At 57.0% G+C, this 18,474-nt stretch carries 17 protein-coding genes; 15 read left to right on the top strand and 2 right to left on the bottom strand.

Annotated elements, in window-relative coordinates; genetic code table 11:
- Positions 1-52: 52 nt before the first annotated feature.
- Positions 53-712: an FMN-dependent NADH-azoreductase gene (locus GFB49_RS11855; protein ID WP_153216088.1), complete on the bottom strand. Its 660-nt coding sequence runs from the start codon at positions 710-712 to the stop codon at positions 53-55.
- A gap of 160 nt (positions 713-872) precedes the next feature.
- Here GFB49_RS11855 and gcvA point away from each other — a divergent pair, with 160 nt between their 5' ends.
- Complete coding sequence (gene gcvA, locus GFB49_RS11850; RefSeq protein ID WP_153216087.1) at positions 873-1,826, top strand: transcriptional regulator GcvA; 954 nt, start codon at positions 873-875, stop codon at positions 1,824-1,826.
- A 187-nt stretch (positions 1,827-2,013) separates the two neighbouring features.
- Entirely contained in the window at positions 2,014-3,024 is a 1,011-nt protein-coding gene (locus tag GFB49_RS11845; RefSeq protein ID WP_214644956.1) for a hypothetical protein, read from the top strand.
- A 144-nt stretch (positions 3,025-3,168) separates the two neighbouring features.
- On the opposite strand, the gene GFB49_RS11840 is transcribed toward GFB49_RS11845, so the two are convergent.
- Positions 3,169-4,053, bottom strand: coding sequence for an IclR family transcriptional regulator (locus tag GFB49_RS11840; RefSeq protein ID WP_194269331.1), 885 nt, complete (start codon positions 4,051-4,053; stop codon positions 3,169-3,171).
- 124 nt (positions 4,054-4,177) lie between these two features.
- Here GFB49_RS11840 and GFB49_RS11835 point away from each other — a divergent pair, with 124 nt between their 5' ends.
- The 13 genes from GFB49_RS11835 to GFB49_RS11775 all read left to right on the top strand — a co-directional run bounded on the left by GFB49_RS11835 (position 4,178) and on the right by GFB49_RS11775 (position 18,468).
- Entirely contained in the window at positions 4,178-5,086 is a 909-nt protein-coding gene (locus GFB49_RS11835) for a cupin domain-containing protein (protein WP_153216085.1), read from the top strand.
- Between the two features lie 76 nt (positions 5,087-5,162).
- Entirely contained in the window at positions 5,163-6,155 is a 993-nt protein-coding gene (locus GFB49_RS11830) for a TRAP transporter substrate-binding protein (RefSeq protein ID WP_153216084.1), read from the top strand.
- 62 nt (positions 6,156-6,217) lie between these two features.
- Positions 6,218-6,787 (top strand): TRAP transporter small permease, encoded by a 570-nt coding sequence (locus GFB49_RS11825; protein WP_153216083.1) that lies wholly within the window; start codon positions 6,218-6,220, stop codon positions 6,785-6,787.
- On the top strand, positions 6,787-8,058 hold the full coding sequence (locus GFB49_RS11820; protein WP_153216082.1) for a TRAP transporter large permease: 1,272 nt from the start codon (positions 6,787-6,789) through the stop codon (positions 8,056-8,058). The genes GFB49_RS11825 and GFB49_RS11820 overlap by 1 nt, the downstream gene beginning before the upstream one ends.
- A gap of 7 nt (positions 8,059-8,065) precedes the next feature.
- On the top strand, positions 8,066-8,995 hold the full coding sequence (kce, locus tag GFB49_RS11815) for a 3,5-dioxohexanoate:acetyl-CoA acetone transferase (RefSeq protein ID WP_153216081.1): 930 nt from the start codon (positions 8,066-8,068) through the stop codon (positions 8,993-8,995).
- Positions 8,996-8,998: 3 nt separating this feature from the next.
- Positions 8,999-9,727 carry an NAD(P)H-dependent oxidoreductase gene (locus GFB49_RS11810; protein ID WP_153216080.1) on the top strand — a complete coding sequence of 243 codons (729 nt, stop codon included), beginning with the start codon at positions 8,999-9,001 and terminating at the stop codon, positions 9,725-9,727.
- A 46-nt stretch (positions 9,728-9,773) separates the two neighbouring features.
- Entirely contained in the window at positions 9,774-10,709 is a 936-nt protein-coding gene (locus GFB49_RS11805; protein ID WP_153216079.1) for a DUF6282 family protein, read from the top strand.
- Positions 10,710-10,719: 10 nt separating this feature from the next.
- Positions 10,720-11,469: an HpcH/HpaI aldolase family protein gene (locus tag GFB49_RS11800; protein WP_153216078.1), complete on the top strand. Its 750-nt coding sequence runs from the start codon at positions 10,720-10,722 to the stop codon at positions 11,467-11,469.
- 356 nt (positions 11,470-11,825) lie between these two features.
- The gene (locus GFB49_RS11795) at positions 11,826-13,337 is read left to right on the top strand and encodes an ABC transporter substrate-binding protein (protein WP_153216077.1); all 1,512 of its coding nucleotides are present in this window, start codon (positions 11,826-11,828) and stop codon (positions 13,335-13,337) included.
- A gap of 72 nt (positions 13,338-13,409) precedes the next feature.
- Positions 13,410-14,327: an ABC transporter permease gene (locus GFB49_RS11790; RefSeq protein WP_153216076.1), complete on the top strand. Its 918-nt coding sequence runs from the start codon at positions 13,410-13,412 to the stop codon at positions 14,325-14,327.
- Between the two features lie 12 nt (positions 14,328-14,339).
- On the top strand, positions 14,340-15,254 hold the full coding sequence (locus GFB49_RS11785; RefSeq protein ID WP_153216075.1) for an ABC transporter permease: 915 nt from the start codon (positions 14,340-14,342) through the stop codon (positions 15,252-15,254).
- A complete protein-coding gene (locus tag GFB49_RS11780) occupies positions 15,254-16,891 on the top strand; it encodes an ABC transporter ATP-binding protein (RefSeq protein WP_153216074.1) in 1,638 nt (545 codons plus the stop codon). The genes GFB49_RS11785 and GFB49_RS11780 overlap by 1 nt, the downstream gene beginning before the upstream one ends.
- A complete protein-coding gene (locus GFB49_RS11775; RefSeq protein ID WP_153216073.1) occupies positions 16,888-18,468 on the top strand; it encodes a gamma-glutamyltransferase in 1,581 nt (526 codons plus the stop codon). Before GFB49_RS11780 ends, GFB49_RS11775 begins: the two co-directional genes overlap by 4 nt.
- Positions 18,469-18,474 lie beyond the last annotated feature (6 nt).

Genomic DNA, 18,474 nt, shown 5'->3' with positions numbered 1-18,474 from the left:
GTGGCGGTTTCTGCGGATGCCGAGGTTCGTGCGCCGCTAATCAGACGTTTCTTCAAACGATTTCTGGTAATTGGGAAGGGCATATTTCCTGCGCAATTGCAGCCAGTTCTGCTTTTGCAGACTTTATTGATGCCGCGTGGCGGTCATCTCCAAATTCTTGATATTCCACCGCAACCGTTTTGATATCCGACACCCCCAGATAGCGCGCGCATGCGGCGATATGGGGGTCGAGACTGTTCATTTCTACGCGGACTCCGCCCGGTTCAAATCCAAATTCCCCTCGGGATGAAACAACCAGCAACTGTTTTCCCGACAATATCGGCTCAAGCGGCCAATCGCCGCGCGACAGGTCAAATGAAAACGTCTTGTTCACCCGAACAACCTGGTCAACCCATGCCTTCAGCGCTGCGGGCATGCCATAGTTGTACATCGGTACAGCAATTAGGATGATCTGTGCCGCGCTCACTTCTGATATCAATGTGTCTGACAACGACAGTTTGCGCTGTTGGGCGGGGCTGCGTTCAGCATCCGGGGTGAAACAGGCCGCGATCCATTCTTCGTCGATGAAAGGTGGCGGCGCACGCCCCACGTCGCGCACAATCACATCTGCTTTCCCATGCAGTGTCTGAACTTCGTGAATGAATGTATCGGCAAGATCGCGCGTAATCGACCTGTTGGTCCGCGCACTTGAATCTATCCGTAGGATTTTCATGTTAACCTCAATCGAGACTGTAGTTTGTCCGATCAAACTAGGTTTGCTCACGGGTCACGTCACATGCCGTTTTCTCATCCGACGGGTGACAAAGGATCCGTGTATGAATTGTTATTTTTTGGCTCGGCTTTGATATAGAGCTTGGAAAACTGGATCTTCAATGCCGCACTCGGACCGTCCCAACCGTCTCCCACCACTGAAAGCACTGCAAGCTTTTGAGTCAGCAGCGCGCCATTTGAGCTTCAAATTGGCCGCAGAAGAATTGTGTGTAACCCCAACCGCGATCAGCCATCAGGTCAAAGCACTGGAGGATTATCTTGGGGTGAAGCTTTTTCACCGCCTGACGCGCTCACTGCGATTGACAGGGGAGGGCGAAGCCTATGCGCGGCTGGTAATACAGGGATTTCAGAAACTTGCAGAGGCATCGAACGTGTTGGGTTCCGACGAAGTGAAAGGGGAGCTGGTCGTCAGTACCACCACCTCTTTTGCAGGTCAGTGGTTGGCCCATCGATTGCCGGAATTCTTGAAAGAGTATCCTGGGCTGTCCGTGCGCATCCTTAGTTCTGATACAGTGACTGACTTTGCCCGGGATGGAATTGATGTGGCCATCCGCTATGGCTTTGGGGAGTATAAGGACTTTCATGCGGCGTGGGTGTTGGATGATTTTGCGGCTCCCGTTTGCACCAAGGAAATCAGCGCACAGCTTCAACAGCCTTCGGACCTGCTGGACCAACCATTGGTGAACTATGAATGGAGCAGGTTCTCCAAAATTGATCCCAGTTGGGCAAAATGGTTTCATGCGGCCGGGGTGAAAGACGTTTCCAGCTCGGTGATCTCAACGTTCAGCGATGCTCATATGTGTCTGCAAGCCGCGCGTGATGGTCACGGCGTCGCGCTTGTTAGCGTAATCGCGGCGGCGCGGGACCTCGAACACAATCAATTGGAAATGCCGTTCGACATCAAGCTGAAAGACAAAAGCTATTATCTTGTCTGCCCGCCCGCCAATTTCGCCCAGGCCAAAGTGCGCGTGTTTCAGGAGTGGATACTGGCGCAGGCTGACCTGTTTCGGGACAGCGAAATCGGGCTGCGTGTGCTGGATGGGGGCACGGGCTAAACCACCGGTCGCAGATGTGCATCGCGGCTGCAGTCGAGCGCAAAAGATGCATTTCAGATAACGCAAATAAAGCGTGCGTGATCTTGCATAGCCAGTCTCATCCGTGCCTTGAAAAACCTTCAGTCGTCGGCTCTGCCCTGTTTGCCTACTTGTGAAGCGCATCATTTTCAAATTGCGGAGATTAAGAATGACCGTCTTTTCCACCAAGGCACTTGCCATCTTTTCCACTGCGCTGATGATCAGCACACCTGCTTTTGCAGGAAAGGCTGTTACACTGGCGAAGGATGATAGCGCCTTCCTCGCCTATGACGCTCCGAGCCTTTATCCGGAAGGAATTGAAACACACCCGACAACCGGTGAATTTATTCTGGGCTCAATCCGCAAAGGCAAGGTCGTGGCCATCTCGCCAGAGGGCAAAGTCCGCGATCTGATCCAGGATGAACGTTTGCGCTCTGCGGTTGGGATCCGGGTGGATGCGGAACGTGGGCGGCTGCTCGTCAATAACTCAGACTATGGCGTGGCCGAGCGCAGTGCGCCGTCGGACAAATTCGATACTGTTGCCCTTGCTATTTATGATCTCGCGACAGGTGAGCCGCTGCACTATGTGGATCTCTCAGGCTTGCGTCCGGATGAGAAGAGATTTGCCAATGATCTGACAGTGGATGAAGACGGCAATGCCTATGTCACCGACAGTCTGGCCGCTGCAATCTACAAAGTGACGCCCGATGGCCAGGCAAGCGTTTTCCTGACCAATGAGCGCTTCCGCGGGGAGGGTTTCAATCTCAATGGAATTCAAACCCATCCGGAGGGTTATCTGTTGGTCGCCAAGAAAAGCGATGGGTCGCTGTTCAAAGTGCCTTTGGACGCGCCGGAGAATTTTAGCGAAGTGAAACTGCCAAAAGCGCTGATTGGAACCGATGGTTTGGTGCTGGCGGATGCCAATACTCTCGTTGCGATCACGAATGTTGCTTCTGGCGTCCAGTCGGACACGATCTTCAAGCTGACCACAAACGATGATTGGGAAAGCGCAAAAATCGCTGACACTTTTGACACTGGAAACGTATATGCCACCACCGGAACCCTGCGTGATGGTAAGATCTTTGTCAGCTACGGGCGGCTGAACACTTTGGGTGGAAGCCTCAAGGGAGAGACACCTTTGCTGGATAGCTTCCGCATCCAAGAAATTGGCTCCAAGTAAGCTTGCTAAATAGCGATGCGAGAAGGGCAGCACAGGTTGCCCTTCCTTTTTGCAAATACGGATCGCAGGTTTGAACGCTTTGAGGTGGTCACAGGTTAGCTTCCCAGCAGATAAATATAGTGATGGTCAACAGGTTCTGCTGCGTCAATTCTCCCACATGTCCTTCGGACAACCGAGTTGCAAAGATATGCGCTCTGCGGCCTCTGAGACGGCTTGTATTTGAACCGGGTCTGGCGGAATTTCGATGTACTGCGTCAGGCTGACAATCGCGATTGTGGCGATCGTTTTGCGATCAGCATCGATAATCGGGCAGGCCAGCGCATTAAGTCCCAGCATGGTCTCATTCGGTGCCGTCGCCCAACGTTGATCGCGAATTTTGTCGATATGCGCCCGGAACTCCTCTTGGTCCGTAATCGTGAACTGTGTGGCGGCCGACAGTTTCGAGGGGATCACGGCAGCGCGATCTTCGTCAGACATTGATGCCAGCGCGACCTTGCCTTGCGCTGAATTGGTAAACGCCAGCAATGAGCCAGGACGAACACCCACTTCGATTTGCATGTTGCCAGCCAGTGTGTTGAGGATACGGATGCCGTCTTGTTCGACTTGGCCAAGGCTGACGGCATGTCCCGTAACATCTCGAAGCACGCGCATATGAGGCAAGGCCACTGACGTCAGGTCAGCCGATCCAGAGGCTGCCTTGCCCAAGGCGATCAGTCGTGCGCCGATTCGATACCGTTCGGTTTCTTCGGATTGTGAGATATAGCCCAGTGTAACCAGTGTTCGCAGATGCCGATAGATGCGGCTTTTTGTTGTTCCAAGCGATGAGGCCAGCGCGGTTACGCCTATTTCCGCGTCACTTTCTGCCAGTGTTTCAAGCAGTTGGAGAGCCAGAGCGACGCTTTGGATAATGTCTGATTTGTCGTCAGTTCCCGGATTCAATTTCTGCACCTCCTTCAATTGTCGGCCCTTAAAAACGGGCCCGGAATGCGCGGCAGATACCACGCTTGACAGCATCCCGGTCAGGATCATATGTTTCGAACTAAGATACATTGTATCGACTAGCGAAACATATGCAAGGGGAGGACAGGCAAATGTTCGATAGCAAAAGATGTGTTCACATTCCTCTCTGGGCGCGCGCCGAGAGGTTTAAGTGATGTATGACAAGTCAGATCCGCGCGCTTCCCTGGCGCTCAAGGCACCGGCTAGCACCATTGCGCAAACGGGGCTTATTGCCGAACCACAAGAGGCACATTTCTACGCCGATGATCCGCAATTAACGAACGACGCGGGAAAAGCCTGGATGCATCGGGGTCACAACTTCCTGGTCGCTTACACCGAGGCCGCCCCAGGCGTTGCCCATGAGCGAAAAGCGCAGATTGACGAATACGCGGTGCTTCTGCCCAAGGCCTCAGCCCTGATCGAGTGGAACGGATCGCAGCTGCATGTGCCGGGCAACAGTCTCGTCTTTGTGCCACCCGGAGACAGCTCCGTAACTTTGCCCGAAGGTGGCGTTTTGGTGCGGATCTTGTCCACCCAGAACACTGACTTGGCCGAGGGTTGCGGCAACGCGCAGGGCTATAAAGTGCCGCGAACGCATATCCCACCGTTTCAACCTTGGCCGGAGCCTAAGGATGGGTGGAAGATCCGCGCCTACAGCTTGGATGTCCCCCAGGAAGAGGGTCGTTTTGGCCGCATTTTCCGCTGCACCACATTAATGATCAATGTGCTGGAGCCTTTTGAGGGCCCGCGTGACCCGTCCAAGATGTCTCCGCATCATCATGACGATTTTGAGCAAGGCTCTTTGGCGCTGCAGGGTAAGTTTACCCACTATCTGCGTTGGGCTTGGACCAGCGATATGGCGGATTGGCGCGATGATGAAGCGATTGAAATGGCGTCGCCTTCGATGTTGGTAATCCCCCCGCCGGTCATCCATACCACGCGCGCAACAGGGGAAGGGTGTAATGAGCTCATCGACATTTTCAGCCCGCCCCGCATGGATTTCTCGATGAAGCCGGGCTGGGTGCTGAACGCCGACGACTACCCAATGCCGGAGGGCACGTAGCGGCACCAAACCGACATCACCGGGGGACAACCCGGCGGAAAATCGGAACCAATCGATCACTTGGGAGGAGAGACCGATGATCACAAGAAGAACCCTTTTGCAGACTGGCACAGCCGCCATTGCAGGAAGCCTGGCCGCGCCACACGTCGCGCGAGCTGCGGGCAAATCCATGAAGATCGCACATGCGGCAAACGAAGTGCACCCTGGCCACAAGCTGGCTACAAGCTTTGCCGAAACTCTCGAAGAGCTTTTGCCCGGTGCATTCAACATCAACATCTTTCCCAACCGTCAGTTGGGCGGCGACAAACAACTGCTGGAAGGCACTGTTGCCGGAACAATGGATGTTACGGCCGTGTCGGGCGTGCTTATTCCTTTGGTCACCGGTCGCCAAGCGATGAGCGCCTGGCAGTTGCCTTTCCTTGTGCGGGATTACGACCATTTTGGCGAATTGGCACTGGGCGAGGTTGGCTTGAAAATTCAAGACGATCTGCACAATGCGGGGTTGGTCAGCCTCGCCACCGCCGACACTGGTCAACGACATTTCCTGTCCGTGAAAGACCCTGTAGCCTCGCTGAATGATCTGTCGGGTCTGAAAACCCGCATCGTTCCGGTGCCGCTGCACAAACAGATTTGGGAGACGCTTGGAACTTCCCCTGTCGGTTTGCCCTATGGCGAAATCTATGGCGCGCTGGAAACAGGTGTTCTGGATGCGGTAGAAATCAATGTTTCGTCGATGCTGGGCGAAAACCTGTGGGAGGTCGGCAAGCACTTCACCCTGACGGGCCATTACCCTTGGCACATGACAACCATCATGTCGGACCGGTATTGGAACACGCTGAACGACGAAGAAAAAGCCGCCGTGACCGAGGCCGGTCGCCGTTCGGTAACCGCCACGTTGAACTATGCCAAAACCCAGGACGCCGAGGGGCGCGAGACGCTCAAAGCTAAGGGGGTCGAAGTGCTGGAGCTGACGGATCTGGATGCGATGCGCACCAAGGTGTCGGGTATGACCGCAGATTGGGCGGCTAAGGATCCGCTGATTGCTGAATTGGTCGCCGCCGCCGGTTGACCGCCGCAGTCCACTCTCCGCGCGGTCTGAAACCGCGCGGGGCGCAACTCGAAAGGCAGATTATGACATCTGTGTCCCCTCATCCTTTGATCATCCGTGTCTATATCCGGACCGTGCGTGTTTTGGCGGGCCTGTGCATGGCGCTGATTGTTGGCATTATGGTCGCGCAGGTTTGCGCCCGCTACGTGCTTGGTGACTCGCTGATTTGGGCCGAAGAGCTGTGCCGCTATCTGTTGATCTGGCAGACCTTTCTGGTGCTAGGCCTGGCCTATAGTCGTGGTGAATTTGTCGCGCTGGACTTTCTGCCCACGCATCTGCCGCCGCGCGGGAAATGGCTGCTCAGCGCGGTGATGGCGGTGCCAATCCTGTTCTTTTTGGGGCTGATCGCGTGGCATGGCTATGACTTTGCCTCACGTTTTGATCGCCAGACAATCCCGGCGCTGGATTTCATCTGGGAGTCGCTGGCTGGCGAACCGCTGGGGTTGTCGATCCGCTGGGTCTACGTGTCGGTTACGGTTGGTCTGTCCTTAATGGCGTTGCATGTTGTCGCAGATCTGATCACGCGGTTTCACCCTGAATTCATAGAAAATCAAGGAAACGACGGCCTTGCACCGTCTGAAGGGGCGTCTTGATGGGCAGTTTCTTTGTGGTCTTTGCGGGTTTGTTGGCCAGCGGCATTCCCATTGCGCTTGCTCTAGGGATTGGGGGTACGGCCTATCTATATCTGTCGGGCAATGGCATGATGGCATTGATGCTGCCGCAGCGGATGATCGCGGGCATTGATCAATTCGTTTTGCTGACCATCCCTCTTTTCCTCCTGGCAGGATCGTTGATGAATGTCGGCGGCGTGACGGACCGGATCGTCAACTTCGCCCGTGCCATGGTTGGACATCGGCGTGGCGGCATGTCGTCGGTATCGATCCTGTCTTCGGGCTTTTTTGCGGGAATTTCCGGCAGTGCGACTGCAGAGGCTTCGGCGCTCGGCACCATCCTGATCCCCACTATGTCGAAACAAGGCATGCCCCCGGCCTATGCCGCCGCGCTGATCGCCGTGAGCTCGGTCATGGGGCCGATCATTCCGCCCTCGATCACCATGATTATCTACGGCGTTCTCTCTGGGGCGTCGATCGGTCAGTTGTTCCTGGCCGGGGTTGTGCCCGGCATCGCCATTGCCTCTGGCCTGTTGATCTATGCCAGCTGGCGTGCCCGGCGCGACGGCTTTCCCGTCACCGAAAAAATGGGGCTGGCCGAGCGGTTGGCGGCCACCCGGCGCACCTTGCCAGCCCTCATCTTGCCGCTGATCATTCTGGTTGGGATTAAGGCCGGTATCTTTACCCCAACCGAGGCCGCGGCGGTCGCTGTCGCCTATGCGCTGGTCATCGGGTTTATCTATAAGGACCTGACGGTTGAACGCGTCTGGAACGCGTTGATTGCCACGGCGCTTGTGTCGGCCTCGATCTTGTTCATCACCTCGATGGCAAGCATTGTGTCCTTTGTCTTTACGCTTGAGCAGGTCCCGACCCTGATCGCTGAAGCCATGCTTCAGATCACCGAGAACCCCTGGCTTATCCTGCTGTTGCTGAACATTTTCCTTTTGGCGCTGGGCATGTTTCTTGAGCCGATCTCGATCCTGATCCTGACCATGCCGATCCTGCTGAAAATGCAGGTTCTGATTGGCATGGACCCGGTGCAGTTCGGAACGGTTGTCGTGCTGAATGTCGTGATCGGCATGGCGACACCGCCGGTCGGTATCCTTCTGTTCATTGCGTCGGCTATTTCTGGAGAGCCAGTGACACGGGTCATCCGCGAGGCTCTGCCGCTGGTGGGGATCTGCCTATGTGTATTGGCTCTGATCGCGCTGATCCCGCAACTGACCCTTTTCATCCCGCGCGCCCTGTTCTGAGGACCACATGACAAAACGTAAAATCATCATCACATGCGCAGTCACTGGCGGTATTCACACCCCGTCCATGTCGCCGCATTTGCCGATCACCGCAGAAGAAATCGCCACTGCCGCACTGGAGGCGCGAGAGGCCGGGGCAGCGATTGTGCACTTGCATGCCCGTGACCCTGAAACCGGGCGCCCTGACCAATCTCCAGAGCGATTTGAGCCCTTCCTGAAGGTGATAAAACAACGCTCGGATGTGATCATAAACATCACCACCGGCGGGTCGCCCCAGATGAGTGTCGAAGAGCGACTGCGTCCCGCCGCAACTTTCCAGCCCGAAATCGCGTCGTTGAATATGGGCACGATGAATTTTGGATTCTACCCGTTGTTGGACAAGATGAAGGACTTCAAGTTCGACTGGGAAAGAGATTTTATCGAAGGGTCACGCTCGCGTATTTTCCACAATAGCTTTGCCGAGATTGAACATGTTCTGAATACCTGTTCGGCCAGTGGCACAAGGTTCGAAGTGGAATGCTATGACATCGGCCATCTCTACACGCTGCACCATTTTGTGCAGCGCGGCTTGGTCAAACCGCCGTTTTTTGTGCAGAGCGTCTTTGGTATTTTGGGCGGCATTGGCGCCCATCCAGAAGATGTCGCCCATATGCGCCGCACTGCAGATCGGCTGTTTGGTGAAGACTACCACTGGTCGGTTCTGGGAGCGGGACGCCACCAGATGCCGGTCGCGCTGCAATCGCTGTTGCTGGGTGGGAACATGCGCGTCGGGCTGGAAGACTCGCTCTTTGCCAAACGCGGCGAATTGGCCACCAGCAACGCACAACAAGTCCGCACCGCGCGTGAGCTGGCCGAAAGCCTGGGCTTTGAAATTGCGTCGCCGGATGAGGCGCGCGCCATGCTGAACCTCAAGGGCGCCGATCGGGTGGAGTTCTAGTCGATGCCCAACACGCGCAACATTCTGATTGTCGTGGCCCATCCCGCGCCGGGTTCATTTAATCATGCATTGGCCGGAGCCATGGCCAAAGAGCTGGGCAAAGCCGGGCATCAGGTAACGGTGTCCGATCTGGCCGCCGAAGGGTTCCGCGCCGATATTGGTCGCCACGACATGCTTGACATGGCCGACCCGGACCAGTTCCACATTCAGGCTGAACAGGCCCATGCGGCGCGTCATAACGGCTTTGCCGCTGATATCGCGCGGGAACAGGCGCGCGTGGCCGAAGCCGACAATCTGATCCTACAATTTCCACTGTGGTGGGGGGGGCCGCCCGCGCTGATGAAAGGCTGGATTGACCGGGTGCTGAGCTATGGGTTTGCCTATGTCGACGGGCGGCGCTTTGACACCGGCCTGTTCCGCGGTCGCCGCGCCATGATCAGCGTCACCACCGGCGGCACGCCCGAGCGGTTTTCCCACGACGGCTCCTATGGCCCGATTGGCCCGCTCTTGATGCCGGTCCGCAAACTGGCGCTGGAATATATGGGCTTTGACGTCTCCGAACCGGTTGTCAGCTATGGCGTGCCGCGCACTGATGACGCCGCGCGCCAGTCCTATTTATCTGCCGCCACCCAGGCCGCACTGACGCTGGCTGAACAGCCTTGTGAACGCAGCGACGCTTGGCGCACCGCCCTTGACAGTGTCCCCGACGGCGCCTGGGCGCACAAAGGATAAAGCCCGCCCAAAGCACATCAACCCCTATGGGAAAGGAGGCCCGGACATGAGCGAGCCAGAAAATAGCAAGATTGAACAGATCGAAACCAGAGAGTCAGCGCGCATCGCCGAGCTCCTGACCGGCGCGGTTGACCCACATGTGCATTCCGGCCCCTCTATCGCGCCGCGTGCGGTAGATCATCTGGACCTGGCGCGCATATATTCGGAAAACGGCTTTGCCGCGATGGTCACCAAGGATCACGACTATTCCGGCGTGATCTGCGCGCGGATGATTACGGATCATTATCCGGACCTCAAAACCAAGGTGTTTTCGGGAATCGTGCTGAATAATGTGGTGGGCGGCATCAACCCCTATGCGGTCGAACACACAGGCGCGATGGGGGGGCGGATTGTCTGGCTGCCGACCCTGGCCGCCGAGAACCATCTGGAATGGGAGAAGTCCTCAGGCTGGGCGCATCCGGCCTCGACCCAGAAAATACGCCCGGCTACGCCAGTGCCACTGTTTGAAAACGGCAAGCTGCGGCCCGAAGTTCTTGACCTGTTGGATGTGATGGCCGCCACCGGTATGGCGCTTGCCAGCGGCCATATTCACGTCTCGGAAACCAAGACCGTCTTTGCCGAGGCGCGCAAACGCGGGGTTGAGCGGCTGATCTTTACCCATCCCGAGGACATTGTCGGCGCCTCGATGGAGGACACCAAGGAAATCGCGGATATGGGCGCCTTTGTCGAACATTCGCTGGCGTTCTTTGTCGAAGGGTCCAAGTTCAGGACCCGCACCAACGACGAGCTGCGCGCCTTTATCGATTTGGTCGGCGCGGAACGTACAATCTTGTGCTCTGATCTGGGACAGGTCGGAACGCTGACACCGTTGCATGGGTTCCAGCGCGGGGTTGCGACCTGTCTCGCGCTTGGCTGTTCGGATGACGAAATCCGCCAGATGATGGCCAAAAACGCTGCCGATGTCATCGGCCTGAACGACTGAGGAGGCAAGAATGCAAGATCTCAGATCCCGCATCGAAGCCAAAGATCTTTTGATCGGAACATTCATCAAAACACCGGCCCCGCAAATTGTGGAAATCCTGGGAGAGGCAGGGTTGGATTTTGCGGTCGTTGATCAGGAACATGCTCCGATTGGCATTGCTCAGATGGACATGATGGCACTGGCGTCACGTGCGGCCGGGATGCCAATACTGTCCCGTCGCTGGGGCACATCCCGTGATTGGATTGCGCCACTTCTGGATTTGGGAGTGGCCGGGGTCATGGTGCCCCATGTGATGGACCGCACTGACGCCGAGGCGGTCTGCGATGCGGTTCGGTTTTCACGTGGCAAACGCGGGCTTTCCCCATCCCCCCGCGCCGGAAACTACGGCGGTATGACGATACAGGACTATCAACACAACTGCGATGCCTCCAGCGTTGCGATGGTTCAGATCGAGGACGCCAGCGCGTTGGATCATCTGGATGACATCGCCGCCATTGATGACGTTGATATGCTCTTTATCGGCCCTGCCGATCTGGCGCAGTCTATGCAGGTCGGCTATCCTTCGGACGCGCTGGATGAGGCTATACTCCGCATCGTGGCCGCGGGGCAGAAACATGACAAGGCGATTGGTCTGTTTGTTGGAAATGCTGCGCACATTCCGGATTGGCATGCCAAGGGCGTAACACTGTTCGTTTGCGGCTCAGATCAATCCATGCTGAAAAGCGCCGCGTCCAGCCTTTTACCAGTTAAAGGCGGGTAGAAACGCCCTCACATCCAGATGAAATTTGCATGTGGCTCGTTGGGTGTCATGCACTCAACGTCATGCGGTATTTCAATCGCTTCTATAGTCGATACAGGAGGACGATGGCCTCGGGCAATGCTGTGCGGGGTGCATTGAGTTCTGTTGCCAGCCAGGTTGCGTTCAGTTTCTGTCCGCCTCGAAATCGGCCGTCTGCGGTACTTTGTCCAATTTAAGGGCAGAACCATGCAGCTCATCGAGATTATTTGTGCATACATACTCTCTTCTTGACCGAATACTGAATTCGATCATTGTATACAAGATGCAGAACGAGAACACAAAAACAGCTGCGCCAGATTCGACAGAGAGGATGAACAATGAACTTTAAGACATTGCTTGCCAGCACAGCAATTGCGGCAACCGCAACGACCGGTGCCCTGGCTGGCAAAGCCGACGACACCCTGAAAATGGCCTTTCAGCGTGAGCTGGAGTCCGTAGACATTTATTACAACTCCGCTCGTGAAGGTATTCTGCTGGCGCGTGCTCTGTGGGACAGTCTGCTGTATCGTGATCCGGTTTCAGGCGAATACAAGGGCAATCTGGCAACCGAATGGACCTGGGTCGACGATGTTACGCTGGAGCTGAAGCTGCGCGAAGGTGTAACCTTCCATAACGGTGAACCGTTCAACGCCGATGACGTTGTGTATACGGTAAACTATGTCACCAACCCGGACTCAAACGTCAAAGTTGTCAAAAACGTCTCATGGATGGATCACGCCGAGAAGGTGGATGATTACACTGTTCGCATCATCCTAAAGGCTCCGTTCCCACCGGCTGAAGAGTTCCTGGCAGGTCCGGTGGTGATTTACCCGAATGAATATTACGAAGAGGTTGGCCCCGCAGGCATGGCGTTGAAGCCAATTGGCACTGGACCCTATAAAATGGCGGAGCTGGAGCCGGGCAAGCATTATTTGCTGGAGCTGAATGACAACTATTTCGGTGGCCCCAAGGGCAAAGGCTCTATCGGCAAGATTGATATCGAAACCATTCCGGACATCAACACCCAAGTGGCAGAGCTGTTCAACGGTGAGCTGGACTACCTGTGGAATGTACCGGCGGATCAAACCGAAAAGCTGGATGGCCTGGGCAAATACAACGTTGAAAACGCGCAAGCGATGCGGATTGGTTACATCGCAATGGACGCCGCCGGTTCGGTGGACCCCGAAGGTCCGATGACCAACAAGCTGGTCCGTCAGGCGATCTATCACGCGATTGACCGTCAGGCGATTGTGGATGCGTTGGTCAAAGGCTCGTCGATTGTTGTGAACTCGGCCTGCGCGCCGATCCAGTTTGGATGCGAGCAGGACCTGACCTCCTATGACTATGATCCTGAAAAGGCAAAGGCCTTACTGGCAGAAGCCGGGTATCCGGACGGCTTCGAGATTGATTTTTACGCCTATCGCAACCGCCCCTATGCCGAAGCAATGATGGGCTTCCTCAACGAAGTCGGTATCACCACCAACTTCAACTATCTGAAATATGCGGCCCTGCGTGAAAAGCGTACCAAGGATGAAGTGGCGATTTCCTTCCAGACCTGGGGATCTTACTCGCTGGCGGATGCCTCGGCGATCACAGGCGAATTCTTCACCGGCGGTGTGCTGGATGATGCCATGGACGCGGAAGTAATCGATTGGATCAAGGAAGCGGATTCAACCGGCGACAAGGAAAAGCGTAAGGGCCTATATTCCAAAGCGCTGAAAAAGATTGCGGATGAGGCCTATTGGGTTCCGCTGTGGACGTACAACGTGAACTACGTGATGTCCCCAGATGTGGCCTATACGCCAACCAACGACGAGATCGTGCGTTTCTTCGACATCTCCTGGAACTAATTCTACCGCAGCCAACGATCGGTCCCCTATGGGGGCCGACCACGCTGACCCTCCTAAATAAGGGCTATTCCAATGCTCATGTTCATCCTTAAGCGCCTGGGGCTTGCTCTCCTTGTGGCGCTTACTGTTTCTGCAATCAGTTTCAGCCTGCTGTTCCTGGCCGGGGATCCGGCGGTGGCCATCGCCGGTGAGAACGCGTCGCAACAGGATATTGCGGCGATAAACGAACGCTTCGGCTTCGACCGCCCCCTACCTATCCAATATCTCGACTGGTTGAGGAACGCGGTGCAGGGCGATCTGGGCATGTCCTGGTATTTCGATCTGCCGGTGACCGAGCTTATTGCGGATCGCTTGTCGGTGACCATGCGATTGGGTCTGTCGGCGATCACCTTTGCTTTGGTTCTGGCCATCCCGATGGGGGTGGCGGCGGCGGCGCGCCCGAATTCGCTGATCGACCGTGCGGCGCTGTTGATCTCGGTTGTGGGGCAGGCAATCCCGTCCTTTTGGTTTGGCCTTATTCTGGTGGTGATTTTCTCCATCAACCTCGGGCTGGTTCCGGCCTCGGGCAATGAGACATGGCGCCACTTCATCCTGCCAACTGTGGTGCTGGGCTACTATGCAACGCCTGCCATCATGCGTCTGACCCGTGCGGGCATGATTGAGGTGCTTTCCGCTGATTACATCCGCACCGCCCGCGCAAAAGGGCTGGGGACGCGCAAGATCATGTTCAAACATGCGCTGCGCAATGCGATCATTCCGGTTGTCAGCCTGGCTGCGGTGCAGATGGGATTTATGCTGGGAGGGTCCATCGTGGTGGAGTCGATCTTTGCGCTGCATGGAGCGGGCTATCTGGCGTGGGAGTCGATCTCGCGCAATGACTTGCCGACGATGCAGGCGCTGATCCTGATTTTCTCGACCTTCTATATCTTTTTCACCTTCCTGGCTGACGTGCTGAACGCCTGGCTGGATCCGCGTCTGCGCGTGAGCTGAGGGGATTGACCAATGACTGATACAACGACTGAACTGGAGCCGGTTGTGACCGCAACAGACCAGAGCAAACCCCTGACGCCGCGGCAGGCGATGGTCCGGCGCGCACTGCGCCACAAAGGGCTGCTGTTTGGATCCGCTGTGATCCTGGCGATTGTCTTTATCGCGGTGTTTGCACCGTTTCTGACCGAACACGACCCGTTCAAACAAAGCCTTCTGGCGCGGATGAAACCTCCGGTCTTTATGGGGGGGGACGAAAACCACGTCTTGGGCACTGATGCATTGGGGCGTGATTACTGGGCGCGGCTGGCCTATGGCGCTCGGATCTCGTTGATGATTGGCCTGCTGGCAGCGGTGATTTCGGGCCTCATTGGCTCCACCATGGGGATTATGGCGGGATACTTCGGTGGCCGTGTTGATACGGTTGTTACCTTCCTGATCAACGTGCGTCTGGCGATGCCGGTGGTTCTGGTGGCGCTGGCTGTCGTGGCCCTGTTTGGCGGGTCGCTGATGGTTGTGGTCTCGGTTCTGGGATTGTTGCTGTGGGATCGTTTTGCGGTGGTTCTGCGATCTGCCACCATGCAGGTGCGCAAGCAGGAATATGTGGCCGCAGCCGAAGTTCTGGGTGCTTCCCTGCCGCGTATTCTGATCAAGGACATCCTGCCCAACGTCATGAACCATCTGATCGTGATTTTCACACTTGAGATGGCCCATGCAATTATCCTTGAAGCCGCGCTGAGCTTTCTGGGTCTGGGGGTGCAGCCTCCGACGCCAAGCTGGGGTCTGATGATCTCGGAAGGGAAAGAAATGCTGTTATTTGAACCCTGGATGATCACCATTCCCGGCATTGCCTTGTTCCTGTTGGTTCTGGCGATCAACATGATGGGGGACGGTATCCGCGATGTCACCGCACCGGAGGGTCGTAACTGATGAGCACCCCAATTCTCTCTATTCTCAACCTGACCGTGGACCTGCCCAAAGGGGGCGACCGTCCTTTTGCGGTGCAGGATCTGTCGCTGACCATCGCGCCAAAGGAAATCGTCTGCATCGTGGGCGAGTCCGGTTCGGGCAAGTCGATCACCTCTTTCACGACTATGGGGCTCTTGCCCAAGGCGCTGACGCCATCGACCGGTGAGGTGGTGTTTGACGGCAAAGACCTGTTGAAGGTTGGGGCCGATGAACATGCCAAGATGCGCGGATCGCAAATGGCCATGGTGTTCCAGGAACCGATGTCAGCGCTGAACCCCTGCTATACCGTCGGCGATCAGATCGAGGAGATGTTTCAGGAGCATACAAGCCTGCCCAAGGCGGAGCGCAAGGCGCGCACCATGACACTGTTGGAAGAGGTGCATCTGCCGGAACCGGCACGGATCTATTCCAGCTATCCCCATCAGCTGTCGGGCGGGCAGCGTCAGCGGATCGTGATCGCTATGGCGCTGGCGCTGGACCCCAAGCTGTTGATCGCGGATGAGCCGACCACGGCGCTGGATCTGTCGACCCAGGCGCAAATACTGCATCTGTTCAAGGAACTGCGCGAGAAACACGACGCAGGCATTATGTTTGTAACCCATGACTTTGACGTAGTGGCCGAGATTGCCGACCGGGTTGTGGTCATGCAGCACGGTCAGATTGTCGAAGAGGGCACAGCCGAAGAGGTCCTGAACCGTCCGCGCCATCCCTATACCCGGCTGTTGATTGACGCAGTGCCGCGTCGGACCCGTGATCAGCGGGATCTGGGGGATGGAGAGGCGATGCTGAAGGTTGAGGGGTTGAACAAGACCTATCACATCCCCGGATCCATGTTCAAAAAGGCGCGTGACGTGCATGCCTGTAAGGACATCAATTTCAAAGTCCGCCCGGGTGAAACGCTGGGGATTGTGGGCGAAAGCGGCTCGGGTAAGTCGACGCTGGTCAAATGTCTGATCCGTCTGGAAGATCCCGATGATGGTTCGGTCTGGGTCGAGGGCAAGAACATTGCAGGCTATTCGCGCAAGGGGCTGCATCCCTATCGCAAGATGATCCAGATCGTGTTTCAGGACCCTTACGGGTCACTAAACCCGCGCCGCACCATTGGGGACCAGCTGGTCGAAGGGCCGGTGAATTTTGGTGCAAACCGCGCCGATGCGATGGAGAAAGCACGCGAGTTGATGCGGATTGTGCGGCTGGATCCCGATGCGCTCAACCGTTACCCCAACCAGTTCTCGGGCGGGCAGCGGCAACGGATCTGTATTGCACGCGCGCTGATGGTTGAACCGAAGGTGCTGATCGCGGATGAGGCCGTATCGGCCCTGGATGTGTCGGTGCAAAAGGAGGTTCTGAAGCTCCTGAACGAGATCCGCGACCGGATGGGGCTGACTGTTCTGTTTATCACCCATGACCTGCGGGTGGCGGCACAGGTCTGCGACAATCTGATTGTGATGCAAAAGGGCGAAATCGTCGAACGTGGGACGGTTGATCAGGTCTTTGGTGCGCCGTCCCATGCCTATACACGGATGCTTCTGGATGCGCAGCCCGGCAAGGGCTGGGAGGTTCCTGATGTCTCCAAACTGCCGCCGGTGACGGTATGAGCGGTTCGTTCGCCCCGTCACAGGTGACGCGCAAACCGGGCGTGACTGCCACCTCGGGCGGGGTTGTGGCCGCGCAGCATGTGCTGGCGGCCAAGGCCGGGGCCGAGGTTCTGGCGGCAGGTGGTGATGCGGTGGATGCCGCAGTCGCCGTGAGCTTTGCCATGGGCGTTCTGGAACCCTGGATGTCTGGCCCCGCCGGTGGTGGGGCCATGATGCTTTGGCGCGCCGATGAAAACCGTGCCCATGCGTTGACCTATGGAATGCGATCTTCAGCGTCGCTTGATCCGGGGCATTTTCCACTCTCTGGTGCGGGCAAGGCGTCCGATCTTTTCCCCTGGGAGGCCGTGGTCGAGGATCGCAACATTACCGGGGCGAGTTCGATTGCCGTACCGGGGACGGTGGCCGGGATTGCGGCCGCCCATAGCCGGTTTGGCCGGATGCCATGGTCAGAGCTGCTGGCCCCTGCAATTGAACATGCGCAGGCCGGGATGCATGTGGATTGGTATGCGGCGCTGATAATTGCCGCGTCAGCGCGGGATCTGGCCCGCGATCCGGACGCGGCGGATTTGTTCCTTGACGATGGTCAGTGGCCCAAAGGCTCCGGTTGGACGGCGCAGGCCAACCAGCGGCTGGACCAATCGAAGATGGCGGCCACCTTGACCCATCTGGCAGATGCCGGAGCGCAGGATTTTTACACCGGGGATCTGGCGCAGGCGCTGGTCAGGGATGTGACCGAAAAAGGCGGGTTCCTGACGGCTGGGGACTTGGCCAGCTATGCGCCGATCTGGGCCGATCCGTTGCAGGTTCCGTTCCGGGGGGGCACGATCTTTGCGGTGCCTGGACTGACTGCAGGTCCGACATTGTCGGATGCGGTGGCACAGTGGCAGACTGGATATGCCTCCGAAGATGCGGCAACGCCCGCGGCTTTTGTAGGGCGTGCCAGCGGTTTGCGCGATGCCTATGCGACACGACTGGCCACGATGGGCGACCATGAAAGCGCCAAAACACCAGGCTGTACCACGCATTTCTCCATCGTAGACCGAGCGGGGAACATGGTGTCGATGACCCAGACCCTGCTGTCGATCTTTGGCGCCAAAGTGGTCTCACCCTCAACCGGTCTGCTGATGAACAACGGGATCATGTGGTTTGACCCGGAACCGGGCAAGCCGAACACGCTCGCAGCGGGCAAGGCCTGTCTGATGAACGTCTGTCCTGTGGTGGGTGAAACGGGCACGCGCCGCTTTGCCCTGGGTGCAAGTGGCGGGCGTAAGATCATGCCAGCGGTCTCACAAATCGCAGCCTATCTGATGGAGCAGGGTATGACCATGCAGGAGGCAATCGAAGCCCCGCGTCTGGATGCATCGGGGGGCGATCTTGTGGTCGCGGATGCGCGTTTGATCGGTCCCGTTACCGAAGCCCTGGGTGAGGTGTTCCCGCTGGCAACTGCACAGCGCCTGCCGTTCCCCTTTGCCTTTGCCTGCCCTGCCGGGGTGATGCGCGAGGGTGAGATCAATTCCGGCACCACCGAGACCTTCTCTCCCTGGGGGGATGGAGTGGCGGAAGTGCCAAATAAATGAGGACAG

Origin of the sequence: Tritonibacter litoralis (assembly GCF_009496005.1) — a bacterium.
Classification (GTDB): Bacteria; Pseudomonadota; Alphaproteobacteria; order Rhodobacterales; family Rhodobacteraceae; genus Epibacterium; species Epibacterium litoralis.
The sequence above is the reverse complement of the archived record's forward strand: the minus strand, read 5'-3'. Positions and strand labels throughout refer to the sequence as shown.

Excerpts from the sequence above, each read along its gene's own strand:
- GFB49_RS11855 (WP_153216088.1), bottom strand. The coding sequence starts at position 712 with ATGAAAATCCTACGGATAGATTCAAGTGCGCGGACCAACAGGTCGATT.
- gcvA (WP_153216087.1), top strand. The coding sequence starts at position 873 with ATGCCGCACTCGGACCGTCCCAACCGTCTCCCACCACTGAAAGCACTG.
- GFB49_RS11845 (WP_214644956.1), top strand. The coding sequence starts at position 2,014 with ATGACCGTCTTTTCCACCAAGGCACTTGCCATCTTTTCCACTGCGCTG.
- GFB49_RS11840 (WP_194269331.1), bottom strand. The coding sequence starts at position 4,053 with ATGATCCTGACCGGGATGCTGTCAAGCGTGGTATCTGCCGCGCATTCC.
- GFB49_RS11835 (WP_153216085.1), top strand. The coding sequence starts at position 4,178 with ATGTATGACAAGTCAGATCCGCGCGCTTCCCTGGCGCTCAAGGCACCG.
- GFB49_RS11830 (WP_153216084.1), top strand. The coding sequence starts at position 5,163 with ATGATCACAAGAAGAACCCTTTTGCAGACTGGCACAGCCGCCATTGCA.
- GFB49_RS11825 (WP_153216083.1), top strand. The coding sequence starts at position 6,218 with ATGACATCTGTGTCCCCTCATCCTTTGATCATCCGTGTCTATATCCGG.
- GFB49_RS11820 (WP_153216082.1), top strand. The coding sequence starts at position 6,787 with ATGGGCAGTTTCTTTGTGGTCTTTGCGGGTTTGTTGGCCAGCGGCATT.
- kce (WP_153216081.1), top strand. The coding sequence starts at position 8,066 with ATGACAAAACGTAAAATCATCATCACATGCGCAGTCACTGGCGGTATT.
- GFB49_RS11810 (WP_153216080.1), top strand. The coding sequence starts at position 8,999 with ATGCCCAACACGCGCAACATTCTGATTGTCGTGGCCCATCCCGCGCCG.
- GFB49_RS11805 (WP_153216079.1), top strand. The coding sequence starts at position 9,774 with ATGAGCGAGCCAGAAAATAGCAAGATTGAACAGATCGAAACCAGAGAG.
- GFB49_RS11800 (WP_153216078.1), top strand. The coding sequence starts at position 10,720 with ATGCAAGATCTCAGATCCCGCATCGAAGCCAAAGATCTTTTGATCGGA.
- GFB49_RS11795 (WP_153216077.1), top strand. The coding sequence starts at position 11,826 with ATGAACTTTAAGACATTGCTTGCCAGCACAGCAATTGCGGCAACCGCA.
- GFB49_RS11790 (WP_153216076.1), top strand. The coding sequence starts at position 13,410 with ATGCTCATGTTCATCCTTAAGCGCCTGGGGCTTGCTCTCCTTGTGGCG.
- GFB49_RS11785 (WP_153216075.1), top strand. The coding sequence starts at position 14,340 with ATGACTGATACAACGACTGAACTGGAGCCGGTTGTGACCGCAACAGAC.
- GFB49_RS11780 (WP_153216074.1), top strand. The coding sequence starts at position 15,254 with ATGAGCACCCCAATTCTCTCTATTCTCAACCTGACCGTGGACCTGCCC.
- GFB49_RS11775 (WP_153216073.1), top strand. The coding sequence starts at position 16,888 with ATGAGCGGTTCGTTCGCCCCGTCACAGGTGACGCGCAAACCGGGCGTG.